Annotated in this window: 17 protein-coding genes and 1 tRNA gene; 4 read left to right on the top strand and 14 right to left on the bottom strand. The window is 51.6% G+C overall.

The window, feature by feature from the left end:
* Positions 1-290: 290 nt before the first annotated feature.
* The gene (locus tag O3300_RS18290) at positions 291-968 is read left to right on the top strand and encodes a type 1 glutamine amidotransferase domain-containing protein (RefSeq protein ID WP_099665865.1); all 678 of its coding nucleotides are present in this window, start codon (positions 291-293) and stop codon (positions 966-968) included.
* Positions 969-1224: 256 nt separating this feature from the next.
* Positions 1225-2208 (top strand): site-specific integrase, encoded by a 984-nt coding sequence (locus O3300_RS18285; RefSeq protein ID WP_305053744.1) that lies wholly within the window; start codon positions 1225-1227, stop codon positions 2206-2208.
* 21 nt (positions 2209-2229) lie between these two features.
* Here the strand turns inward: O3300_RS18285 and O3300_RS18280 are convergent, their stop codons facing one another.
* The 12 genes from O3300_RS18280 to O3300_RS18225 all read right to left on the bottom strand — a co-directional run bounded on the left by O3300_RS18280 (position 2230) and on the right by O3300_RS18225 (position 12482).
* Positions 2230-2880 (bottom strand): RloB family protein, encoded by a 651-nt coding sequence (locus O3300_RS18280; protein ID WP_305053743.1) that lies wholly within the window; start codon positions 2878-2880, stop codon positions 2230-2232.
* Positions 2880-4220, bottom strand: a complete 1341-nt coding sequence (locus tag O3300_RS18275; protein ID WP_305053742.1) for an ATP/GTP-binding protein — start codon at positions 4218-4220, stop codon at positions 2880-2882. Before O3300_RS18275 ends, O3300_RS18280 begins: the two co-directional genes overlap by 1 nt.
* Positions 4221-4500: 280 nt before the next feature.
* Positions 4501-4776 (bottom strand): HigA family addiction module antitoxin, encoded by a 276-nt coding sequence (locus O3300_RS18270; RefSeq protein WP_305053970.1) that lies wholly within the window; start codon positions 4774-4776, stop codon positions 4501-4503.
* Positions 4777-5024: 248 nt separating this feature from the next.
* The gene (locus O3300_RS18265; protein ID WP_305053741.1) at positions 5025-6302 is read right to left on the bottom strand and encodes a type II secretion system protein GspD; all 1278 of its coding nucleotides are present in this window, start codon (positions 6300-6302) and stop codon (positions 5025-5027) included.
* 5 nt (positions 6303-6307) lie between these two features.
* Positions 6308-7462, bottom strand: a complete 1155-nt coding sequence (locus O3300_RS18260; RefSeq protein ID WP_305053740.1) for a zonular occludens toxin domain-containing protein — start codon at positions 7460-7462, stop codon at positions 6308-6310.
* Position 7463: 1 nt separating this feature from the next.
* Positions 7464-7766 carry a hypothetical protein gene (locus O3300_RS18255; RefSeq protein WP_305053739.1) on the bottom strand — a complete coding sequence of 101 codons (303 nt, stop codon included), beginning with the start codon at positions 7764-7766 and terminating at the stop codon, positions 7464-7466.
* Between the two features lie 10 nt (positions 7767-7776).
* A complete protein-coding gene (locus O3300_RS18250) occupies positions 7777-8202 on the bottom strand; it encodes a hypothetical protein (RefSeq protein WP_305053738.1) in 426 nt (141 codons plus the stop codon).
* 2 nt (positions 8203-8204) lie between these two features.
* Entirely contained in the window at positions 8205-9746 is a 1542-nt protein-coding gene (locus O3300_RS18245; protein WP_305053737.1) for a hypothetical protein, read from the bottom strand.
* A 68-nt stretch (positions 9747-9814) separates the two neighbouring features.
* Positions 9815-10030, bottom strand: coding sequence for a major coat protein (locus O3300_RS18240; RefSeq protein WP_305053736.1), 216 nt, complete (start codon positions 10028-10030; stop codon positions 9815-9817).
* A gap of 420 nt (positions 10031-10450) precedes the next feature.
* The gene (locus tag O3300_RS18235) at positions 10451-10768 is read right to left on the bottom strand and encodes a single-stranded DNA-binding protein (RefSeq protein ID WP_305053735.1); all 318 of its coding nucleotides are present in this window, start codon (positions 10766-10768) and stop codon (positions 10451-10453) included.
* Positions 10769-10797: 29 nt separating this feature from the next.
* Positions 10798-12015: a phage/plasmid replication protein, II/X family gene (locus tag O3300_RS18230; protein WP_305053734.1), complete on the bottom strand. Its 1218-nt coding sequence runs from the start codon at positions 12013-12015 to the stop codon at positions 10798-10800.
* A 5-nt stretch (positions 12016-12020) separates the two neighbouring features.
* Complete coding sequence (locus O3300_RS18225) at positions 12021-12482, bottom strand: hypothetical protein (protein WP_305053733.1); 462 nt, start codon at positions 12480-12482, stop codon at positions 12021-12023.
* Positions 12483-12909: 427 nt separating this feature from the next.
* Between O3300_RS18225 and O3300_RS18220 the strand changes: the two genes are divergently transcribed.
* Positions 12910-13635 carry a hypothetical protein gene (locus O3300_RS18220; protein ID WP_305053732.1) on the top strand — a complete coding sequence of 242 codons (726 nt, stop codon included), beginning with the start codon at positions 12910-12912 and terminating at the stop codon, positions 13633-13635.
* Positions 13636-13768: 133 nt separating this feature from the next.
* Here the strand turns inward: O3300_RS18220 and O3300_RS18215 are convergent.
* Positions 13769-13844: transfer RNA gene (locus tag O3300_RS18215), tRNA-Arg, on the bottom strand.
* A gap of 199 nt (positions 13845-14043) precedes the next feature.
* On the opposite strand from O3300_RS18215, the gene O3300_RS18210 reads away from it, so the two are divergent.
* Positions 14044-14607, top strand: coding sequence for a cytochrome c5 family protein (locus O3300_RS18210; RefSeq protein WP_099665866.1), 564 nt, complete (start codon positions 14044-14046; stop codon positions 14605-14607).
* 137 nt (positions 14608-14744) lie between these two features.
* Here the strand turns inward: O3300_RS18210 and O3300_RS18205 are convergent, their stop codons facing one another.
* Entirely contained in the window at positions 14745-16820 is a 2076-nt protein-coding gene (locus tag O3300_RS18205) for a M13 family metallopeptidase (protein ID WP_305053731.1), read from the bottom strand.
* Between the last annotated feature and the right edge of the window lie 38 nt (positions 16821-16858).

Raw genomic sequence — 16858 nt, 5'->3', positions numbered from 1 at the left:
TATTGTATTGATATTTTTGCACTGCTTGCATGTCGTTCGCATGCTCGGCGTTTATCTTAGGGGCTGGGCGATAATCTCTCCAATCAATTTTTCCACTGTTTCGATATCAATTTTGATATCGGCAACTGGAACACTTTGGAGGTTGCAAACGGACAACGGCAGGGGCGTCGCGGGCATTTTCATCACAGACGTGCACAAAAACAGGCAGCACTGGCGTGCAGCATGAAAGTGCGAACAGGACTAAGCTGATGGCGTAACACTCCCCCCACACCGCTTGCACAGGAGTTCGCATGAACGTTTTAATGGTATTGACCTCGCACGACCAGTTGGGCGACACGGGCCACAAGACCGGCTTCTGGCTGGAAGAATTCGCCGCCCCGTATTACGTGCTGAAAGACGCGGGCGCGCACCTGACCCTGGCTTCGCCCAAGGGCGGCCAGCCACCGCTGGACCCGAAGAGCGACGCCCCCGAATCGCAGACGGCCGCCACGGCCCGCTTCAAGGCCGATCCGGCCGCCCAGGCCGCGCTCGCTTCCACCGTCCTGCTGTCCAGCGTGAAAGCGGCCGACCATGACGCCGTGTTCTATCCGGGCGGCCACGGCCCCCTGTGGGACCTGGCCGAAGACCGGGACTCGATCGCCCTCATCGCAGCGCTGCAGGCAGCCGGCAAGCCCGTCGCCGCCGTCTGCCACGCCCCCGGCGTCTTGCGCCACGTCAAAGGCGGCGATGGCCAGCCGCTGGTGAAGGGCAAGCAGGTGACGGGTTTCACGAATACGGAAGAAGACGCCGTGGGCTTGACGAAAGTCGTGCCCTTCCTGGTGGAAGACATGCTCAAGGATAACGGCGGCATCTACTCGAAGGGCGCGGACTGGGCGCCATATGTGCTGACGGACGGCATCTTGATCACCGGGCAGAATCCGGCCTCATCGGAGGCGGCGGCGCAGGCGTTGCTGAAATTGCTGAAGTAAGGCTAGTGGCTGAGACGGGTGGCTGCGCAGCGGCAGGCGCAGCCATAACTATCACGCACGGCAATGCGCACAATGCTAGCGAAAGAAACGGCAAGTCTTGATTTGTCTGGTGCGGCTGGCGGGGATCGAACCCACGACCCTTGGCTTCGGAGGCCCAAATTAGCACTAGCATCCATAGGCGTTAGCGAGATTTTTTACCTTTGTTGGCACAATTTTGGCACACTGTTGCCTAATTTCAATACTGCCAACAAACACTATGCCCACCATCCGCAAAAAAGGCGAAGGCCAGTACCACGTACAAATCCGCAAACGTGGCTACCCGACACAGACCAAGACCTTCACCAAGGAAGCCGACGCCAAGCGTTGGGCAACCATCATCGAGTCCGAAATGGAGCGCGGAGTGTTCGTATCTCGCACCGAAGCCGAGGCTACACTCGTCAAAGATGTGCTGCAACGATTCGCCACCGAAATACTGCCGACCAAGCGCAGCGAACAATCGGACAAATCTCGTATTAAAACATTGGTAGAGGCATTTGGAGATTATCGCCTGGCCAGCTTGAACTCAACACAGATCGCAAGGTTTCGTGACCAACGCTTGAAGGTCGTCGGGCCACAATCCGTGATTCACGAAATAAATTTGCTGAACCGGGTTCTTAAAACCGCCACCATGGACTGGGGTATCGCTCTACCTGGTGGATTACCAACTGCCCAGGTACGCAAGCCGACTAAGCCCCGTGGTCGGGATCGCAGGGTAACAGAAGAGGAAATTACCAAGATTCTCGAAATCACTGGCTCTGACGAGTTGCGAACGATTGTTACCTTAGCTGTCGAAACAGGCATGCGCCGGAGCGAGTTGGCCTCACTGACCTGGGAGGAAATTGATCTAAAAAAACAAACCGCTCATTTGCCAAAAACAAAGACGGATATTCCCCGCACTGTACCTCTATCCAAAGCGGCCGTTATAACTCTAGAAACTTTAGGCCCCAAAAATAGTGGGAAGGTGTTTTCGCTGAAGGGAGAGTCGATGAGTCAAGCCTTTGAGCGAGCTTGCGAAGCACATCGAGCAAACATCACAGGCATCCGTTTTCATGATTTACGCCACGAGGCTACAAGTCGATTTTTCGAAAAGGGGCTGAACGTTATGGAGGTAGCAGCAATTACAGGGCACAAAACACTGGATATGTTAAAACGATATACCCACTTACGTGCTGAAGATCTAGCACGCAAGCTAGACAAATAATTAATAAATTTTTTGAGATAATCAATCAAATTCATCAATTGCATCTAATAATAGATTCACTTCAGTATAAGGATTTAGAAGATATGGCTCAAGCATTTTTTCTTGAGCCGCAGCCTTGGTCTGCGCATTCATATCTCTGGCATTCATCCTTGCAATTCCAATATCTCCACCAATTAAGTCAAATACTTTCTTTTCTCCTTTATCATATTTTTGAATTCCAATCTTCGCCAATTCTTTTCTAAGTGCGCTACTATTCATCAGATCCGTGAAGCTCGTGTAAGAAGCTGAGTTTTTCACGAAATGTAAAAGTATCCACAATTCGAAACAAACATTAGATATTGCAACATTTACCCCGTTCCGCTTAGCCAAGCGCATAGCTTTTTCATGCAACTCATTCGAATACTTCGCTATAGATTCTCTATCATAAACCACCCAAAACACATCATCAGCTAAACAATCTCTCCGATTTTTATGAGCGACAGCTTCCTCCACCAATTGAACTGGTGTATTCTTTTTTGTTTCCTCCAATACTATTAGCTCTCTACGACGATCCCCATCATAAAATTTATTTAAATATTTCCTTATATACGTTGGTTCAGTTTTCTCACCCTCACAATAAATATGCATTTGCGGCAATACCTTGCGTTTTGGCTTATTTAGCTTTTTTGGCATTATGATGACTCCGAAGCGTGATTTTCGACATCAACAAGCGCGTTGTTCTCACGAATCAGGCGAGAAATAGCTCCATAGTTTACAGAGGGTAAAGCCCCAAATCGGCCATCGTTATACCAGTCAGCGAAGGGACTTGTTGACTTTAAAGTATTTTTATCATATTCGTTGAGACTATAGATCTCACTTTGTCCATCGTGCTTCTCAACAAACCATATTTGATCGCGCCTCATAATATTAGGAGACATCAAATGAAAACTATGAGTGGAAAATATTAATTGAGAATTATTGATGTTGACTTCTGGATCGTTAAAGAGCTTAATTATTAGCTCAGCGATATGAGGATGATAGCTTGCGTCAATTTCATCAACAATTAGAACGGAGCCAGTTTTAAATGCTTTCAACAAAAATGGCAACATTGTGAAAAGCTTTTGCGTCCCCATTGATTCTTCGCTACGCTTAAACTTCTTAATTTCCCCATCTTCCATTTTATGACCAAAAAGATAATCCTTCTTGGTTCTCGCAATAATTCTTTCTCGGAGATGCTTAGGAAAATTTTCAGGAATTAAATCCGTCGGCAACGGATCGCCATCCTTTTGTTCAATCTCGTCAATTCCGGTATCAATATTGCAAAGAAAATCAGAAGCCAATCGCAAAACACGCGGGTCTTCATATAATGGTCCGAAGACATCATCCATACTACCGTGGAACATGAAGTTGCTCCATATGTAGTCATACACAGAACGCATAACTTCAGACGACCCCGCACTATTACCGGCTTTTGCCAAGTAAGAGTTATTCTTAAAGAATGGTATTTTTCGTGACTTAGCCTTATACAAACCACCAAAATATACATCATTCCAGTCGGTGTGAGGTTCTCGCTTAAACAAAATAGCTTTAACGCGAGACGGAAAGAATTCTAAAACCTCATCAAGAATTTCAAAATTATTGAATGATACAGAATAACGATAACGTTTTTTGTCGGTATTTACAAACTCTAATGAGAATTTAACTGGCGCATCTAAAGTATCCGCAGATAAAAGATACGGCTCATAGCAACGAATCTTTTCTCCATCTTTTAGATCACCACTATTACAAGCAATATATCTCAGCGCACTAAAAGCACGCAAGAAATTCGACTTGCCAGAAGCATTAGCACCGTAGATAGCCGCACTTCTGAGGGCTCCAATTTTGTCCTCGGCAGGGAAGACAACATTGTCCGCCAAGTGTCGTTTAGGGTTCTCCACATACATACTGAACACTTGCTCGTTCTTGATCGAACGAAAGTTTTCTATGGTGAAATCAATAATCATCGCAGCTCCAAAATCTTCTCTAAACGTCATTTTCGGCTTTTTTCTCCGAAAACTAAACCTTAACACTAAATTCATCGGCCTGTAAGCACCGAAGTGGAGGAGGAAGGGCCTCTTGCTCAAGTTAACGAGAAGTAATCTACAAGATTAAGTACGGAAAGTAAGTAGCACAGGCCTGGAGGCATCGTCGCTGGCCGGGACGACCGGCCAAAACGCTCCTACATGCCACCGTGAGGCAGAAAGGGTTTCGCTTCGCTCCAGCCCTCGCGGGCCTCAAATCGCCCTTTCTTCAGACCTCAGCTAGCAAATCGAGCTAAGCAGTGAACAGTTTAATCTTCCGACGCGCAACTTTGCCTGCCTGATAGAGATCGTACCGCAACTGCATTCCGGCCCATAGTTCAGGGCTAGTGCCAAACGCAGCACTGAGACGATACGCCATGTCGGGTGAGATTTTCGCAGCGCCAGTTACGATGCGTTGCAACGTGCTACGGCTGATATGAAGACCAGCAGCAGCTTCCTTCAGGGTCAAGTCGCCAAGGTACTCCTTAAGCACCGCACCCGGATGCGGCGGGTTATGCATATGGCTCAATACAGGTTCGAACATCACGACTTCTCCTCTAATTTTGCCAGGCCAGCCTGTCAGTGATGCGCATGACGTTTTTTCGCCTCCGCGAAAATTCAGCGCTAGTCCGGTAAAAGTCAATCCAAAGACAAAAAAGAGATATTTTTTGTCTTTTAACTGATTTTTGCTTGTCTCACTAAAGACAAAAAAATATCAAGTTTTGTCTTTCACGAGACATACGTTGTCTCTCACCATCATTAAAACGTGTCGTCACACTAGTTCGCAAGCACTTTAGCGGACACGACAAGGACAAGATCAGTCTTGATCCTATCGCCCGATTTCGCAGACCAAGAGGCCGGCAGGAAAGGCATTGCTGACGTTGAATCCGTGGCCTGCGAATCATCCAACCCACCCAGTACGATGACTTCGCCATCGTTCATTGAAACAGTAGTTTTCAACTGACGCTTGATGAGTGTTGGCGACCCGGTCACGCCAGTGGAGGTCGCTTTGAAGCTGCTGATTTGCGCATCGACCTCCATTCTGATACGACTATTCCCAAGCACTTTCGGAACAACATCAATGATGACACCTGAAGGCCGATACAGCACGTTTTGCACTCGATTCCCAGCGTTGTCATTGCCAGTGCTGGCGACAGTCGGCGTCTCATTGCCAACAATTAAATTCAGCTTTGTGCGATCTTCACCAACCAAGCGACTGTTAGACACCTGCTTGAATCGTCCGTCAGTGTTGAGCGCATCAATAACCAGTTCAAAATTGGCATTCTTTAGACTCAGAGCCGTACCTGCATTAATGGTGCCGAGCGAAGCGCCGAACCTGGCGCCCAAAATGGTGGCGGCCAGCGAGATGCCACGGCCAGATGCGGAATTGCTTGCAACTTCTAACCATGAAGCTGAAACGTCAACAGTCTTGGCAATCATATCGATTGCGTTGCACAAAACAAGCATCTTGGCGATATTTCGCTTAGTGCCGGTCAGGACAACATGTTCACCTGCCAGGGTGGCAGCCTGACGACCAAATCCAGAGGAAATCACAGCTGCTACAAATTCACTGGTACGGTTTTGCGGTAGAAATAACTCCGATTCATCGTCTTCCATACGCTGCGGCATCGGCATGATGTCAGAGCTAACATGGGCATCGGCAGGAATAGAGGCGGTTTGCAGCGCCTTGGTGCTCACAGCGCCACTAAACTGCTGTGCTGATAGCTGAGACGCAATAGAAGCATCCTGTGCCCCATTGTGAGCGCTCCCACGCTTCAGTGCCAAGTAGTAAACACCATCTCGCAATGTCGTCTGAATGCCCTCTTGTTCAAGCAAATTCTCCACGAAACGTGGCAGCTCGGCAGCATCGATAGACTTTACATCAATCGTGATGCGCCGATCCAGACCCACCACGTCCGGTGCAACGACAAAATCACGCTTCATCATGCCCTTGAACATGGCTTGCCCGAACTGGACGATAGAGACGGCATTGAAGCTCAATGAAACAGGTTCCGCAAACACCAATGTAGGGGCAAGAAAAAGTGCGATAAACATTGTCTTCATTGAGTACCGCCCTTGATCCACAAGCCGTCCGAAATCTCAGCCTCCCAGCCGGCAGAGCCAGATTTAAACTTGAGCGGAGAGACCAAGCGCCCATCCGACAAAACGACGCTGACGGAACCGGCGTTAGAAAAATAGCCCTTGCCGGTAAGTGTCTCTGAATACTTGACTGGCTGGGAAGCGTCTACCACAGCCTTTGTAGAAGGAGATAACAAGGGGCCAAAGTAGTACGCCCCCGAAGCGCCGAGTAAGAGGCCAAGCAAGAGGGAGAAGGCAAGAAATTTAGTCATGTGTTTGTGTGGTGGCTTTGGAGGTGATGGACGTGACGTGAGCAACTCGTAGTCGTGGGGGATACGTACCGGCCCAATAAAGCCCTGGCGCCTACCGACGCGGGCTTGCAAATGCCAGCTCGACAGAACGGAATGGATACCGTGTTGGTAGCTGTCGCTAAATACCTGCGTCGTGTTGTAGGCATTATTTAGATCATCGCCGCGGAAGTGCCAGCGGTCTGCCACGATGCCGTCCGGGGAGCATCCGAGCCGCACTACACCGATATGCAGGCGAGGCATTGAGCCATTGCTGTAGCCGGCAGTGAGCAATTGAATACCGGCCGAAACGAACGGGATTTTCATGCGGTCAAGGCGGTTCATACGCACCACATATTCAAACAACGACTGACGCAACTGCTTGTCAATCTGGTCGATGTTCTGGCAGATAAAATAGACATCCCACCCGTACTTCCTGGCATGAATACACCATTCGAGGATGGGCTTACGGCCTTTGTCCTGAAAATCGCGGGTGTTCAACCAGGACGCGCATTCATCAAGAAACAAGGCCCCGTTATGCGACTCATCAAAGCCAGGCAGTAGTTTGGGTGACGGTGGAAGGTACTCGAAAGCCTTATCGTAGGACTTGATGATAGGCTTGAAATCAATGAAGCGGTTGCCCGATCCGATGGCATACAGGTCGGCCACGTCTGGCTTATCGGGCATTCTGACCAGGCTAACGCGAGACTGACCAGGCAGCATATGATCGAGGAATACATCGCAGTTGGTAGCAACGCGTTTGCCAGCGTTCAAATAGTCACGCAACAGTTTCATTGCGCCTTTACCCTTACCGGAACCGAGCTTGCCGGTGATTGCGTAGACGGCCATATCAGATCAACTTATCGAGAATAGTTTTCTTGTACGTGTACAACGCACAGGCTGCCCATACGCTGCAATACACGGTGGCAAGTGTGTATGTGACCGAATTGAACGCCAGCGATAAACCAACGGCGAAGTTAGGATGCGACTGGCTAATACTCTGGATGACAGGGCCGCAGACAATGTTCGCGCAAACCTGACCGGCGGCCCACAACGCGGCAACCATGGCAGTCAAAGTAGTGACGGCCCAAACGCGCATGCCGACTTTGGCGGTATTCTCGAAACCAAGAAAACCAATAAGAGTTGCCCACATGATGGTGCTCCTAATTGACGGCCAGTGCGGCCCGGATTTGCTGAACACAGCCCAGCAGACATAAGAAAGCCAGCACGCCATTGATGAACGTCTGGAAGGTGGCGAGCGGAGAGCAGATATCCATCATCACTGCCCCGGAACCATTGGGACTGTCGATCATTGGATTTACGCAGGCGGCGGTCGGGATATTCGGTATGAACGACCAATTAAAGCGGTTTGCAGCAACGTTGATCTGCGACTGCGAATAGGTGTTCCAAGAACCGATGCTATCCGTCCAGCCCTTGGTCTGATTGAAGGTATCCTGATCGGCTGGAGCCGTAATCTGACAGCGTGGTTGCGACGTACCACCGCAGGAACTGGTCTGCGCAGAAACATGGCACGTCGGCGTAAAGCAAGCGGCGGCCAAAACTGGCAAGAAGCGAAGAAAGCGTTTCATGTTCAGTCCTGGATAGCAGATTGAATCTGATTGACGCAGCCGTAGACACAAAGCACGCCAAGCACTGCGTTAATGAAAAAGCTCAGGCGGCCGAACCATGTACAGATGTCCATGTTCACGGTAACGTTGCCTATAGGGGTTTTGAGCGAGGGATTCTTGCACGATGCAGTAGGGATCGAGGGGATGAACGACCAGTTAAACTGGCTTGAGCTGATAGCGTCCATCTTGCCCTTCATGCCAGTATCAGCAGTCCTGTTGGCGGCGCTGGTGTCATTGGAAGCAATACTCGTGGCATCATCGCGAGCAAATTCCACGCTACATAGACCCTGACCTGGGCCACCACAACCTAACCCGTTGTCGGGTTTCTCGGGAGGCACAATGTAGACGTGGACAATGACATAACCCCCAGTGCTGGGATCATAAACGCCTGTATCGAGGCCGGTTTTGCTACCGTCCTTTTTAGTGATTCCAATGTCGAAACCATTACCGGCATTCGTCGCGACTTCGACCGTTTTAGAGCCATCGGCAGACGACAACGTTAGCTTTGTTGCGTCATTAATGCCATCGCAAGCAGGATTCGCCTTGTCTGTCAGGAACAACTTCGTACCAGCATCAAACAGCACTTCGCATGTGGTGTCGTCAGGTTTTTTAACTTTAGTGGCGTCAGTTAAACTGCATAGATAGTTGCCGCCGGCATCCTTACCACTTTCAGCATAGCCAGGATCGCAGGCCACAGTTACGTCAGTAGCGAGATCGTATAAATAGGCGACACTCACATAACGCAAGATGCCGATACAACACTCAACACCAATTGTATGAATAAACTTATGGCCATTAAACCGCATCAAAAACGACTCGGCAGTATTCAACGGAGTTGTACAATCCGGATAAGGCTTATTCTCTGTAGGCACGCAAGTAGTGTGCAACGCAATGAACGGTATGGCCTTCGGTAGTGCAGGAGGCTTTTGCGGCACAACTTCGATACCAGTAACGAGACCACCTGCGTTATAAGAGCCGTTATATTGAGCGCGCTGTATAGCTGGATCGACACCTGCCGCGCCAACATTATTGACACGTGGGGCCTGAATTAGCACACCGAGATCGGAAGGGCCGACAGGAACGCCGGGCATGCCCTGCGCGGTGGTTGGAGGCCCTTTACCAGAAGCCGCAATAATGGGCTTCGGCGTCACATCACGCTTACCACTGCCTGCGGCAGGATCGTTGAATTTTTTCGGATCAGGATTGCCCCGCTTCGTGTCAGGTTTGAGATTTACAGTAATAGCAGGCCTAGGTTGCTGAGTCGATGGAATCGGCGTCTTGCTTGTGCAAGGTGCGCTCAAAGCAAACTTATTACAGTCCCACCACAGGATGGCAGTGATGATGCCGGTCTGGCCCGCGACAAGATCACCGATCAAGATAGAGCCGCCAGTCAGTTCAAGCAGCCATGCCGCAATGATGGGAACGAAAGCCTGTGATCGCATAGGAATGACCACTAGCGCGACGGAAACGAGAGTGACGGCGATGATTTTCTTAAGAGATACCATGGCGTATGGCCCATAAAAAACGGCCAGAGTCGTTAAACGCTGGCCGAGGGTGAAGTCCGGGAAGGAGATTAGCCAGCTTTGCTGAAAACTTTCTTCATCATTTTGATGCCCCAGAAGCCGCCCGCGACCAGTACGGCGACCGCGAAAGCAGCGGTGATGTAGGTAGTAGCTTGCGCGGACAAAGCGGTGATGGCCTCGACACCTGGATCACCTGCAGCAAATGCAGCACCCGAAACAGCGAGAGCGACGGTCACAACGGCACCACGTTGAACATTTTTTTTCATTTTCATTCCTAACAGTTTAGTTAAGGCCATCAATAAGATTGCGCTGTGGCCGACAGCACAAAATTTTCGCGGAGGCGAAATTCATACGTTTTCGCGGAGGCGAAAATACTAGTCGAGCGACTCAACGGCCTGTCTTGCAATCCGTCGTATCGCGCCACCTGCATAGCCGATACCAAAGGCGCTCAAGCAATATCCGATAATTTCGTAGACGGTCATTTGTGATCCAGGAGTCGATGCAACAGATACTTGATGAAGTACACTCCAGCTACAAATAGTCCTGTCAGAAAAAGGATCGGCCAAACGGACTTGAGCAAAATCATCGTTGCCCCCCAGCTATCCAGCCAAGAGCAAAAATGACCACCAGGGCTATACACATGATCAGTTCAGGTGTCATCGCGTCCACTTAGAAATTCCTTCTATTTATTCTTCGATAAGATCCAGCGTATGCTCGACTGGAATGACTTTGACAATCTCACCGGTCTGCTTGTCTTTTGTTTCGTAAGGCTTGCGCTGGAAGCCTCCCAAAATGCAGGTACAGGAAATTTCCTCGCCCTTCTCACCCAGCCGGGCTTTGCTGCGAATCTCGACCAATTGCGGCCGGGAATATGCGTCGGCTGCTGGCGTCATCACCTGGGTATAGCGCTTACCGTCATAAGTCTTAGACCCTTCAATACGGCCTGCCACAACCACGTGCATTGCCTTTACTGTTGGCAAGTTCTTCTTCTCTTCAATCTTCATCACATTTCCTTCTGCCACAGCATTTCCTTTCACGCCGCAAGGCGCATCATTTCCCGGCTTACTTGATACTCTTCACGATTACGCGCCGGCATAAAACGCAACCGTTTGTCTGTCCTGACTGGACTAAAATCGGCGGGCAAGGCACCGTCATTGGCTACCACGACAACATCGCTTCCGCGCCATGACACACCAGCTTCCTCAAGCAACTTTCGATTACGATAGAACGTGGCCTTCGGAACCTGCTTTCTCGCCACTTCATCGCCCAAAGTACACATCACAGTCCAGAAGCCGTACAACCGCAGACCGTTGGAATCGCCGTACATATTTTTCAATCGTTGTAAAACCGCTGTCGTCTTGCGTACGGTATCCATGCCCTGTTTTCCTTCACGAAGAAGCTTCTCCACTTCCTTGTCATAAACACCCTCCAAATAGGCGTCATTCACCTCAGAAACCAGAGGATTTTTTCCGAAATCGTACTTAAACTTATCGCTATGAATACCCACCTCAAGGCGTAGCGTCTTATCTGCCAGGCGCTGAAGCGCTTCCAATTTTCGCTCTACCCAATCGGCCTTTTTCACATCAGCAGACCCCGTGCGCCGAGCGTCGCCGGTAACGTACAGATACATGAACAGCTCCGAAAAGAAACCTCGTAACCGCCCCCGGTCATGCACGCGAAACTCTGTACCCTTGTGATAGCCCTTTACCGTCGTGGTCTTGCCCGGGAAGTGAAAAGCCATATCAAACTTGCCAGCCCCCCTGCTACGACGTGGAAAGCTCATTAACTGAATACCCTGAAAAAACTCTTTGCATTGCTGCATGGACAATCGGAAGGTCTGCGCGACATCAACTCGGTGCACCGTCCAATAAGAGGCCGGCAAAAAATCAACTTGTAGCAAATCACCAACCAATGCGACAAAATCGCTGCAAACCCTACGAAAGTCGGACGACCCACCATAAACGTTATGACCCAAAAAAATCTTGTGCACAGAAGCCTCGATAAGCACATAAGGCTCACACGGGCAAAGATCAGTACGACCGGTGCGCTCGTCATAGACGAACTCGTCGTATTTCGGAATGACGGAAATACGTGCGTCCCATGAGCCAGACAACTCGCCTGCGAAAATTTCGTACTTCAGCACACCCGTGGACATCTCCACGCCAGACCGTCGCAAACACTGCTGCTCAATGAGTTCGATAATGGAGGTGTCCATCGACGGGGAACGAAGTTTTATGGTGTCGTATGCCATAAGTTTTAAACCGGCTTTCCAACATCACGATAATTATTAAAAGTCTCACCGGTGAGACTGTCAGGCGGTGCTACCACGCCCGCCTGACTAAAAACAACGTCAACACCAACAGCACCGCCTTCGGCGGTTGCGTCACAAATTTCGCCCGCGCGCGCTGGCGCGCACACGATCGAACTTTGCGACGCCACAGCACGACGCAGGGCAACAGCAGAAGCAACAGCAGGATTCGCTAAGGCGCGAAGCGCAGCGGATACGTCCGCAGACGGGATGCGTTTACGACTGGGATAGAAGAATTTCATGCGTAGATTGCTGTACGGTAGATAGCGCGCCCAAAGTTCTTTAGCTTCGCGTGCTTGTGAAATTATCAACAACAAATCTGGCGCCCCACCTTGGACGAGCACCCCGGCGGCGCAGTGAATTTGGAAAAGAATGAATTTGCTGGTGAGCTGGAGTCGAGCTGACCTCATGCTTTACGACCTGGTTCTGTTTTGCGAGGGCGACCGCGACCTTTGGGCAAATTGATCGTGGTGAGAACTTCTGAGGGATAGGAGAGTGGATCACGCTGGACAAATTTTTCTACCCAAGCAGCCACATCTTCACGACGCCACAGCAGACGCTTGTTTCCCGGAAGCCGGCATATTGGAGGCAAGACCTGTGGCTTACGCGAAGCATCGCTACGGATACTCGCAGGCGACTTGTGTATCAAGATCGCAAGTTGCTCAACGGTAAGGATTTGTCCAATCATTCTGTGTTTTCCTATTTCTATACTGTGAATATAAATCACAGAAGAATGAAATATAAATACAATGCGGCAACTTGTCAAGTAAGTATTTGTCTATTCAGTGAATTGGCATCACACTAGAAGGGATAATTTCCCTAATGAAGGATCACATCATGAATCTGAGTAGTCGTTTGAAAGCGGTAGTGATAGAAAAGACAACTGAATATCGGCGCTTTAAGCAACTGGAAGATCTGACTTCGGTTCAAGCCGATACGTGGAAAAGTTGGTATCACGGACGCCAAAGACCAACTGCTGAAATGATCGAAGAGGCTGGCAAAAATTGGCCGGAATATGCATTTTGGCTGACAACAGGAATCTCTGATCCTGACTACGGCCACATTGCACCTGGCACAGCAGGATTTCCCGTCCGCTCCGAGAGAAAGGAAAATAGCGCTACTTTATTTGCGCGTTGGTTGGCACTGAAGTCAACAGCACTTGAAGCCGCACGCGTTTATCTTGATCGTGCAGGTATGGAAGAGATTGAAGAGTATGACGAACTCGCCAGAGTGATTGCCCAGATGAGTCCGGAAGATGGAGAGGCTCCCATTGATTTGACAGCTTATTGGGCAGCGCGAAAACTTTGCCGGAATGCCGAAAGCCTTCGCAGAGCAGAAATTCTCCTTGTCACTGACATGCCAAAGCTTTCGTACGAGGCAACGGAACCGCTTCTCGAACTCGTTGAGGATATTCTCAAGAAGGTAGAAGGGCCATCGAAAGCAAAACTAGCGGCAATACTTAACAAAGAAAGAATTCTGGTCAGGCGGAATAATGCCCTTGAGCAAGCAAAAAATCTTGATGAAACGATGCAAGCGCTTAAAGATCACAATCCGTACACCTAGCAGTCGGCTGGCAAATTTACAAAGAAACTCTTGGCACAATTTTGGCACAGTGAGTGTGCCAAAATATGCGAAACAACGCATCACATTGCGAACCAATGCAGCAGCTAAGTAGTTGATTTTTGTGGGGAAAAACTGGTGCGGCTGGCGGGGATCGAACCCACGACCCTTGGCTTCGGAGGCCAATACTCTATCCACTGAGCTACAGCCGCGTAGGGGGAATTTCTGAAGTGATGCGAAGGATACCGTTTTTCTTTACCTACGTCTACGGAAACTGTCGTATCGCTGGCAATTGCATGTCACTGCTCAATTTTTGTGCCTATAATTGTGGGTTTCATAAAGGTTTACATACAAGCATGTAAAAATGCTACCTTACACGGCCATCAGTTTCAAATCTGGACTAAGGACATCATGAGCGACGCACATAACGAACAACAATCAGCGATCAAAACGCCTAAACAATTGCTTGCCGCCGTAGCTGGCTTCTTCCTCATCACCGTCATCGGCATCATCCTGCTGGTGCAGTTCGTCACGGCGCAAAAACTGACGGGCGCCGGTACGGACAGCCAGTCGCCGGAAGCCATCGCCGAGCGCCTGAGCCCAGTGGCCAACGCCGGCTTTACCTTCAAGGATGCCAGCGGTCCGAAAGTGTTGCAAAGCGGCGAAGCCGTGTACACGGCCACCTGCGTGGCTTGCCATGGCGCCGGCGTGGCCGGTGCACCGAAGTTTGGCGATGCGGGCAGCTGGTCGGCCCGCCTGGCCCAGGGCTACGATACGGTCCTGAAACACGCGATCGAAGGCTTGCGCGCGATGCCGGCCAAGGGCGGCAATCCCGACCTCGACGATGTGGAAGTGGCGCGCGCCGTCGTCTACATCGCCAACGCGTCGGGCGGCAAGTTCAAGGAACCGGAAGTGCCGGCACCTGCCGCTGCCGCTGATGGCGCCGCCGCACCAGCCGCGGAACCGGCCAAGTAAGCAGCGTCACACCCGTTTCCAGGAACCGCCCGCCAGGGCGGTTTTTTTTTACCCATCGTTTGCGCCAGATCACACGGCGTAAAAAAGCCGCCCGGCTTGCGCGGGGCGGCTGGCAACTTATGCCTGGGACTAGCGTCTTACCACATGATGACGCGGTCTTTCGGCGGCAGATACATCTTGTCGCCCGGTTTCACGTCAAACGCCTGGTAGAAGCCGGGCTGGTTGCGCATGGTGCCGTTGGCGCGGAACTGGCCTGGCGAGTGCGGGTCCGTTTTCAGCAAGACCAGTTGCTGCGCTTCGCGCATCTTCATGCGCCAAACCTGGGCAAAGCCCGCATAGAAGCGCTGCTCGCCCGTGAAACCGTCGATGACGGGGGCTTTCTTGCCATTGAGCGACAATTTGTACGCTTTATACGCGATTGCCACGCCGGAATTGTCGGCGATGTTCTCGCCCAGGGTCAGTTCGCCGTTGACGAAGTGGCCCTTGACGGGGCTGAAACTGTTGTACTGCGCCACCAGCTGCTTGGTTTTCTTGGCGAAGTTTTTATGGTCGGCCTTGGTCCACCAGTCGCGCAAGTTGCCGTCGCCGTCGTACTGGGCGCCCTGGTCGTCGAAGCCGTGGCTGATTTCATGGCCGATCACGCCGCCGATGGCGCCGTAGTTGACGGCGTCGTCCGCGTTGGCGTCGAAGAACGGCGCTTGCAGGATGGCGGCCGGGAAGACGATTTCATTCAGTTCCGGGTTGTAATAAGCGTTCACGGTCTGCGGCGTCATGCCCCACTCGTCGCGGTCGATAGGCTGGCCCAGCTTGTTCAACTCGCGGTTGTAGTTGAGCAAGTGCGAACGCTGGATGTTGCCGATCAAATCGTCCGACGCCACCGTCAGGCCCGAGTAATCGCGCCATTTGTTCGGATAGCCGATCTTGGTGGTGAACTTGGACAGCTTGATCTGCGCCTGTTTCTTGGTGACGGGGCTCATCCAGTCGAGCTTGTCGATGCTTTGCTGGTAGGCCGTCATCAGGTTTTTCACCAGCGCTTCCATGCGTACCTTGCGCTCGGCCGGGAAATATTGCTCCACGTACAGTTGGCCTACGGCTTCGCCCAGCGCGCCTTCGACGGCGCCCACGCCGCGTTTCCAGCGCGGACGCATTTCCGTCACGCCCGTCAGGGTGGTGCCATAAAACGCGAAGTTTTCATCGACATACGCTTTCGGCAGGTAGCCGGCGTTGGCGTGCAGCAAGTGCCACTGGAAGTAGGCTTTCCACGTTTCCAGCGGCGTCTTGTTGGCGATCTCGGCAAAACCCTTCAGATAGCTGGGCTGGCTGACGATCACGTAATTGACCTTGCCGGCGATGCCCGTGTCCTTCAGGTAGCGGGCCCAGTCGTAGCCTGGCGCCACGGCGGCCAGTTTCGCCAGTTCCACCTTGTTGTAGGTCTTGACGGGGTCGCGGTTCTGCACATTGCTCCATTGCGCCTTGGCCAGCTCTGTTTCCAGCGCGAGGATGGCTTTCGCATTCGCGGCAGCGTTCGCGTCGCCGGCCAGGCTGAGCATTTTCTCCACGTGGGCCAGGTATTTGGCGCGCGTATCGGCCTTGCCTGCTTCCAGGTAGTAATCGCGGTCAGGCAAGCCCAGGCCGCTTTGCACGATGTCGGCCACGTATTTGGTGGAATCCTTGGCGTCCTGGTGGATGCCGAAGTCGTAAGGCGAAGTCACGCCCAGCTTGCTGAAGTGGGCGATTACGGCCGGCAATTCCGCCTTGTCCTGCAGCGCGGCGATCTTCGCCAGCTCCGCGTTCAACGGTGTCAGACCCAGGCTTTCCAGCTTGGCTTCATCCATGAAGCTGTTATAGAAATCGCCGATTTTCTGGGCATTCGAACCGGCCGCGCGGGCCTTGTCGGCGGCCGCGCCTTCGACGATGCCGCGCAGCTGCGTTTGCGTATCGTCAGCCAGCTTGGCAAAGCTGCCCCAGCTCGACTTGTCGGCAGGAATGACCGTTTCCGCCAGCCATTTGCCATTCAGGTGCTGGAACAGGTCGTCCTGCGCGCGCACGGCAGGGTCGACGTATTCGACGGCGATGCCGGACGTCAGCGCGGCGGCGGCGACGGCCGTGGCGGGAGCGGCGGCGGCTTTCTTGGCCGTATCAGCGGCGCCAGCCATGCCGGACACGCCGGCCAGCAAGCTCAGGGTCAATGCACTTAACAAATAACGATTCACGGTTGTCCTCTATATTGTATTGTGTGGAATATAAGGGT

Origin of the sequence: Janthinobacterium sp. SUN206 (assembly GCF_030587305.1) — a bacterium.
Lineage (GTDB): Bacteria > Pseudomonadota > Gammaproteobacteria > Burkholderiales > Burkholderiaceae_D > Janthinobacterium > Janthinobacterium kumbetense.
Note: the sequence above shows the minus strand (reverse complement) of the source record. Positions and strands in the feature narration are given on the sequence as shown.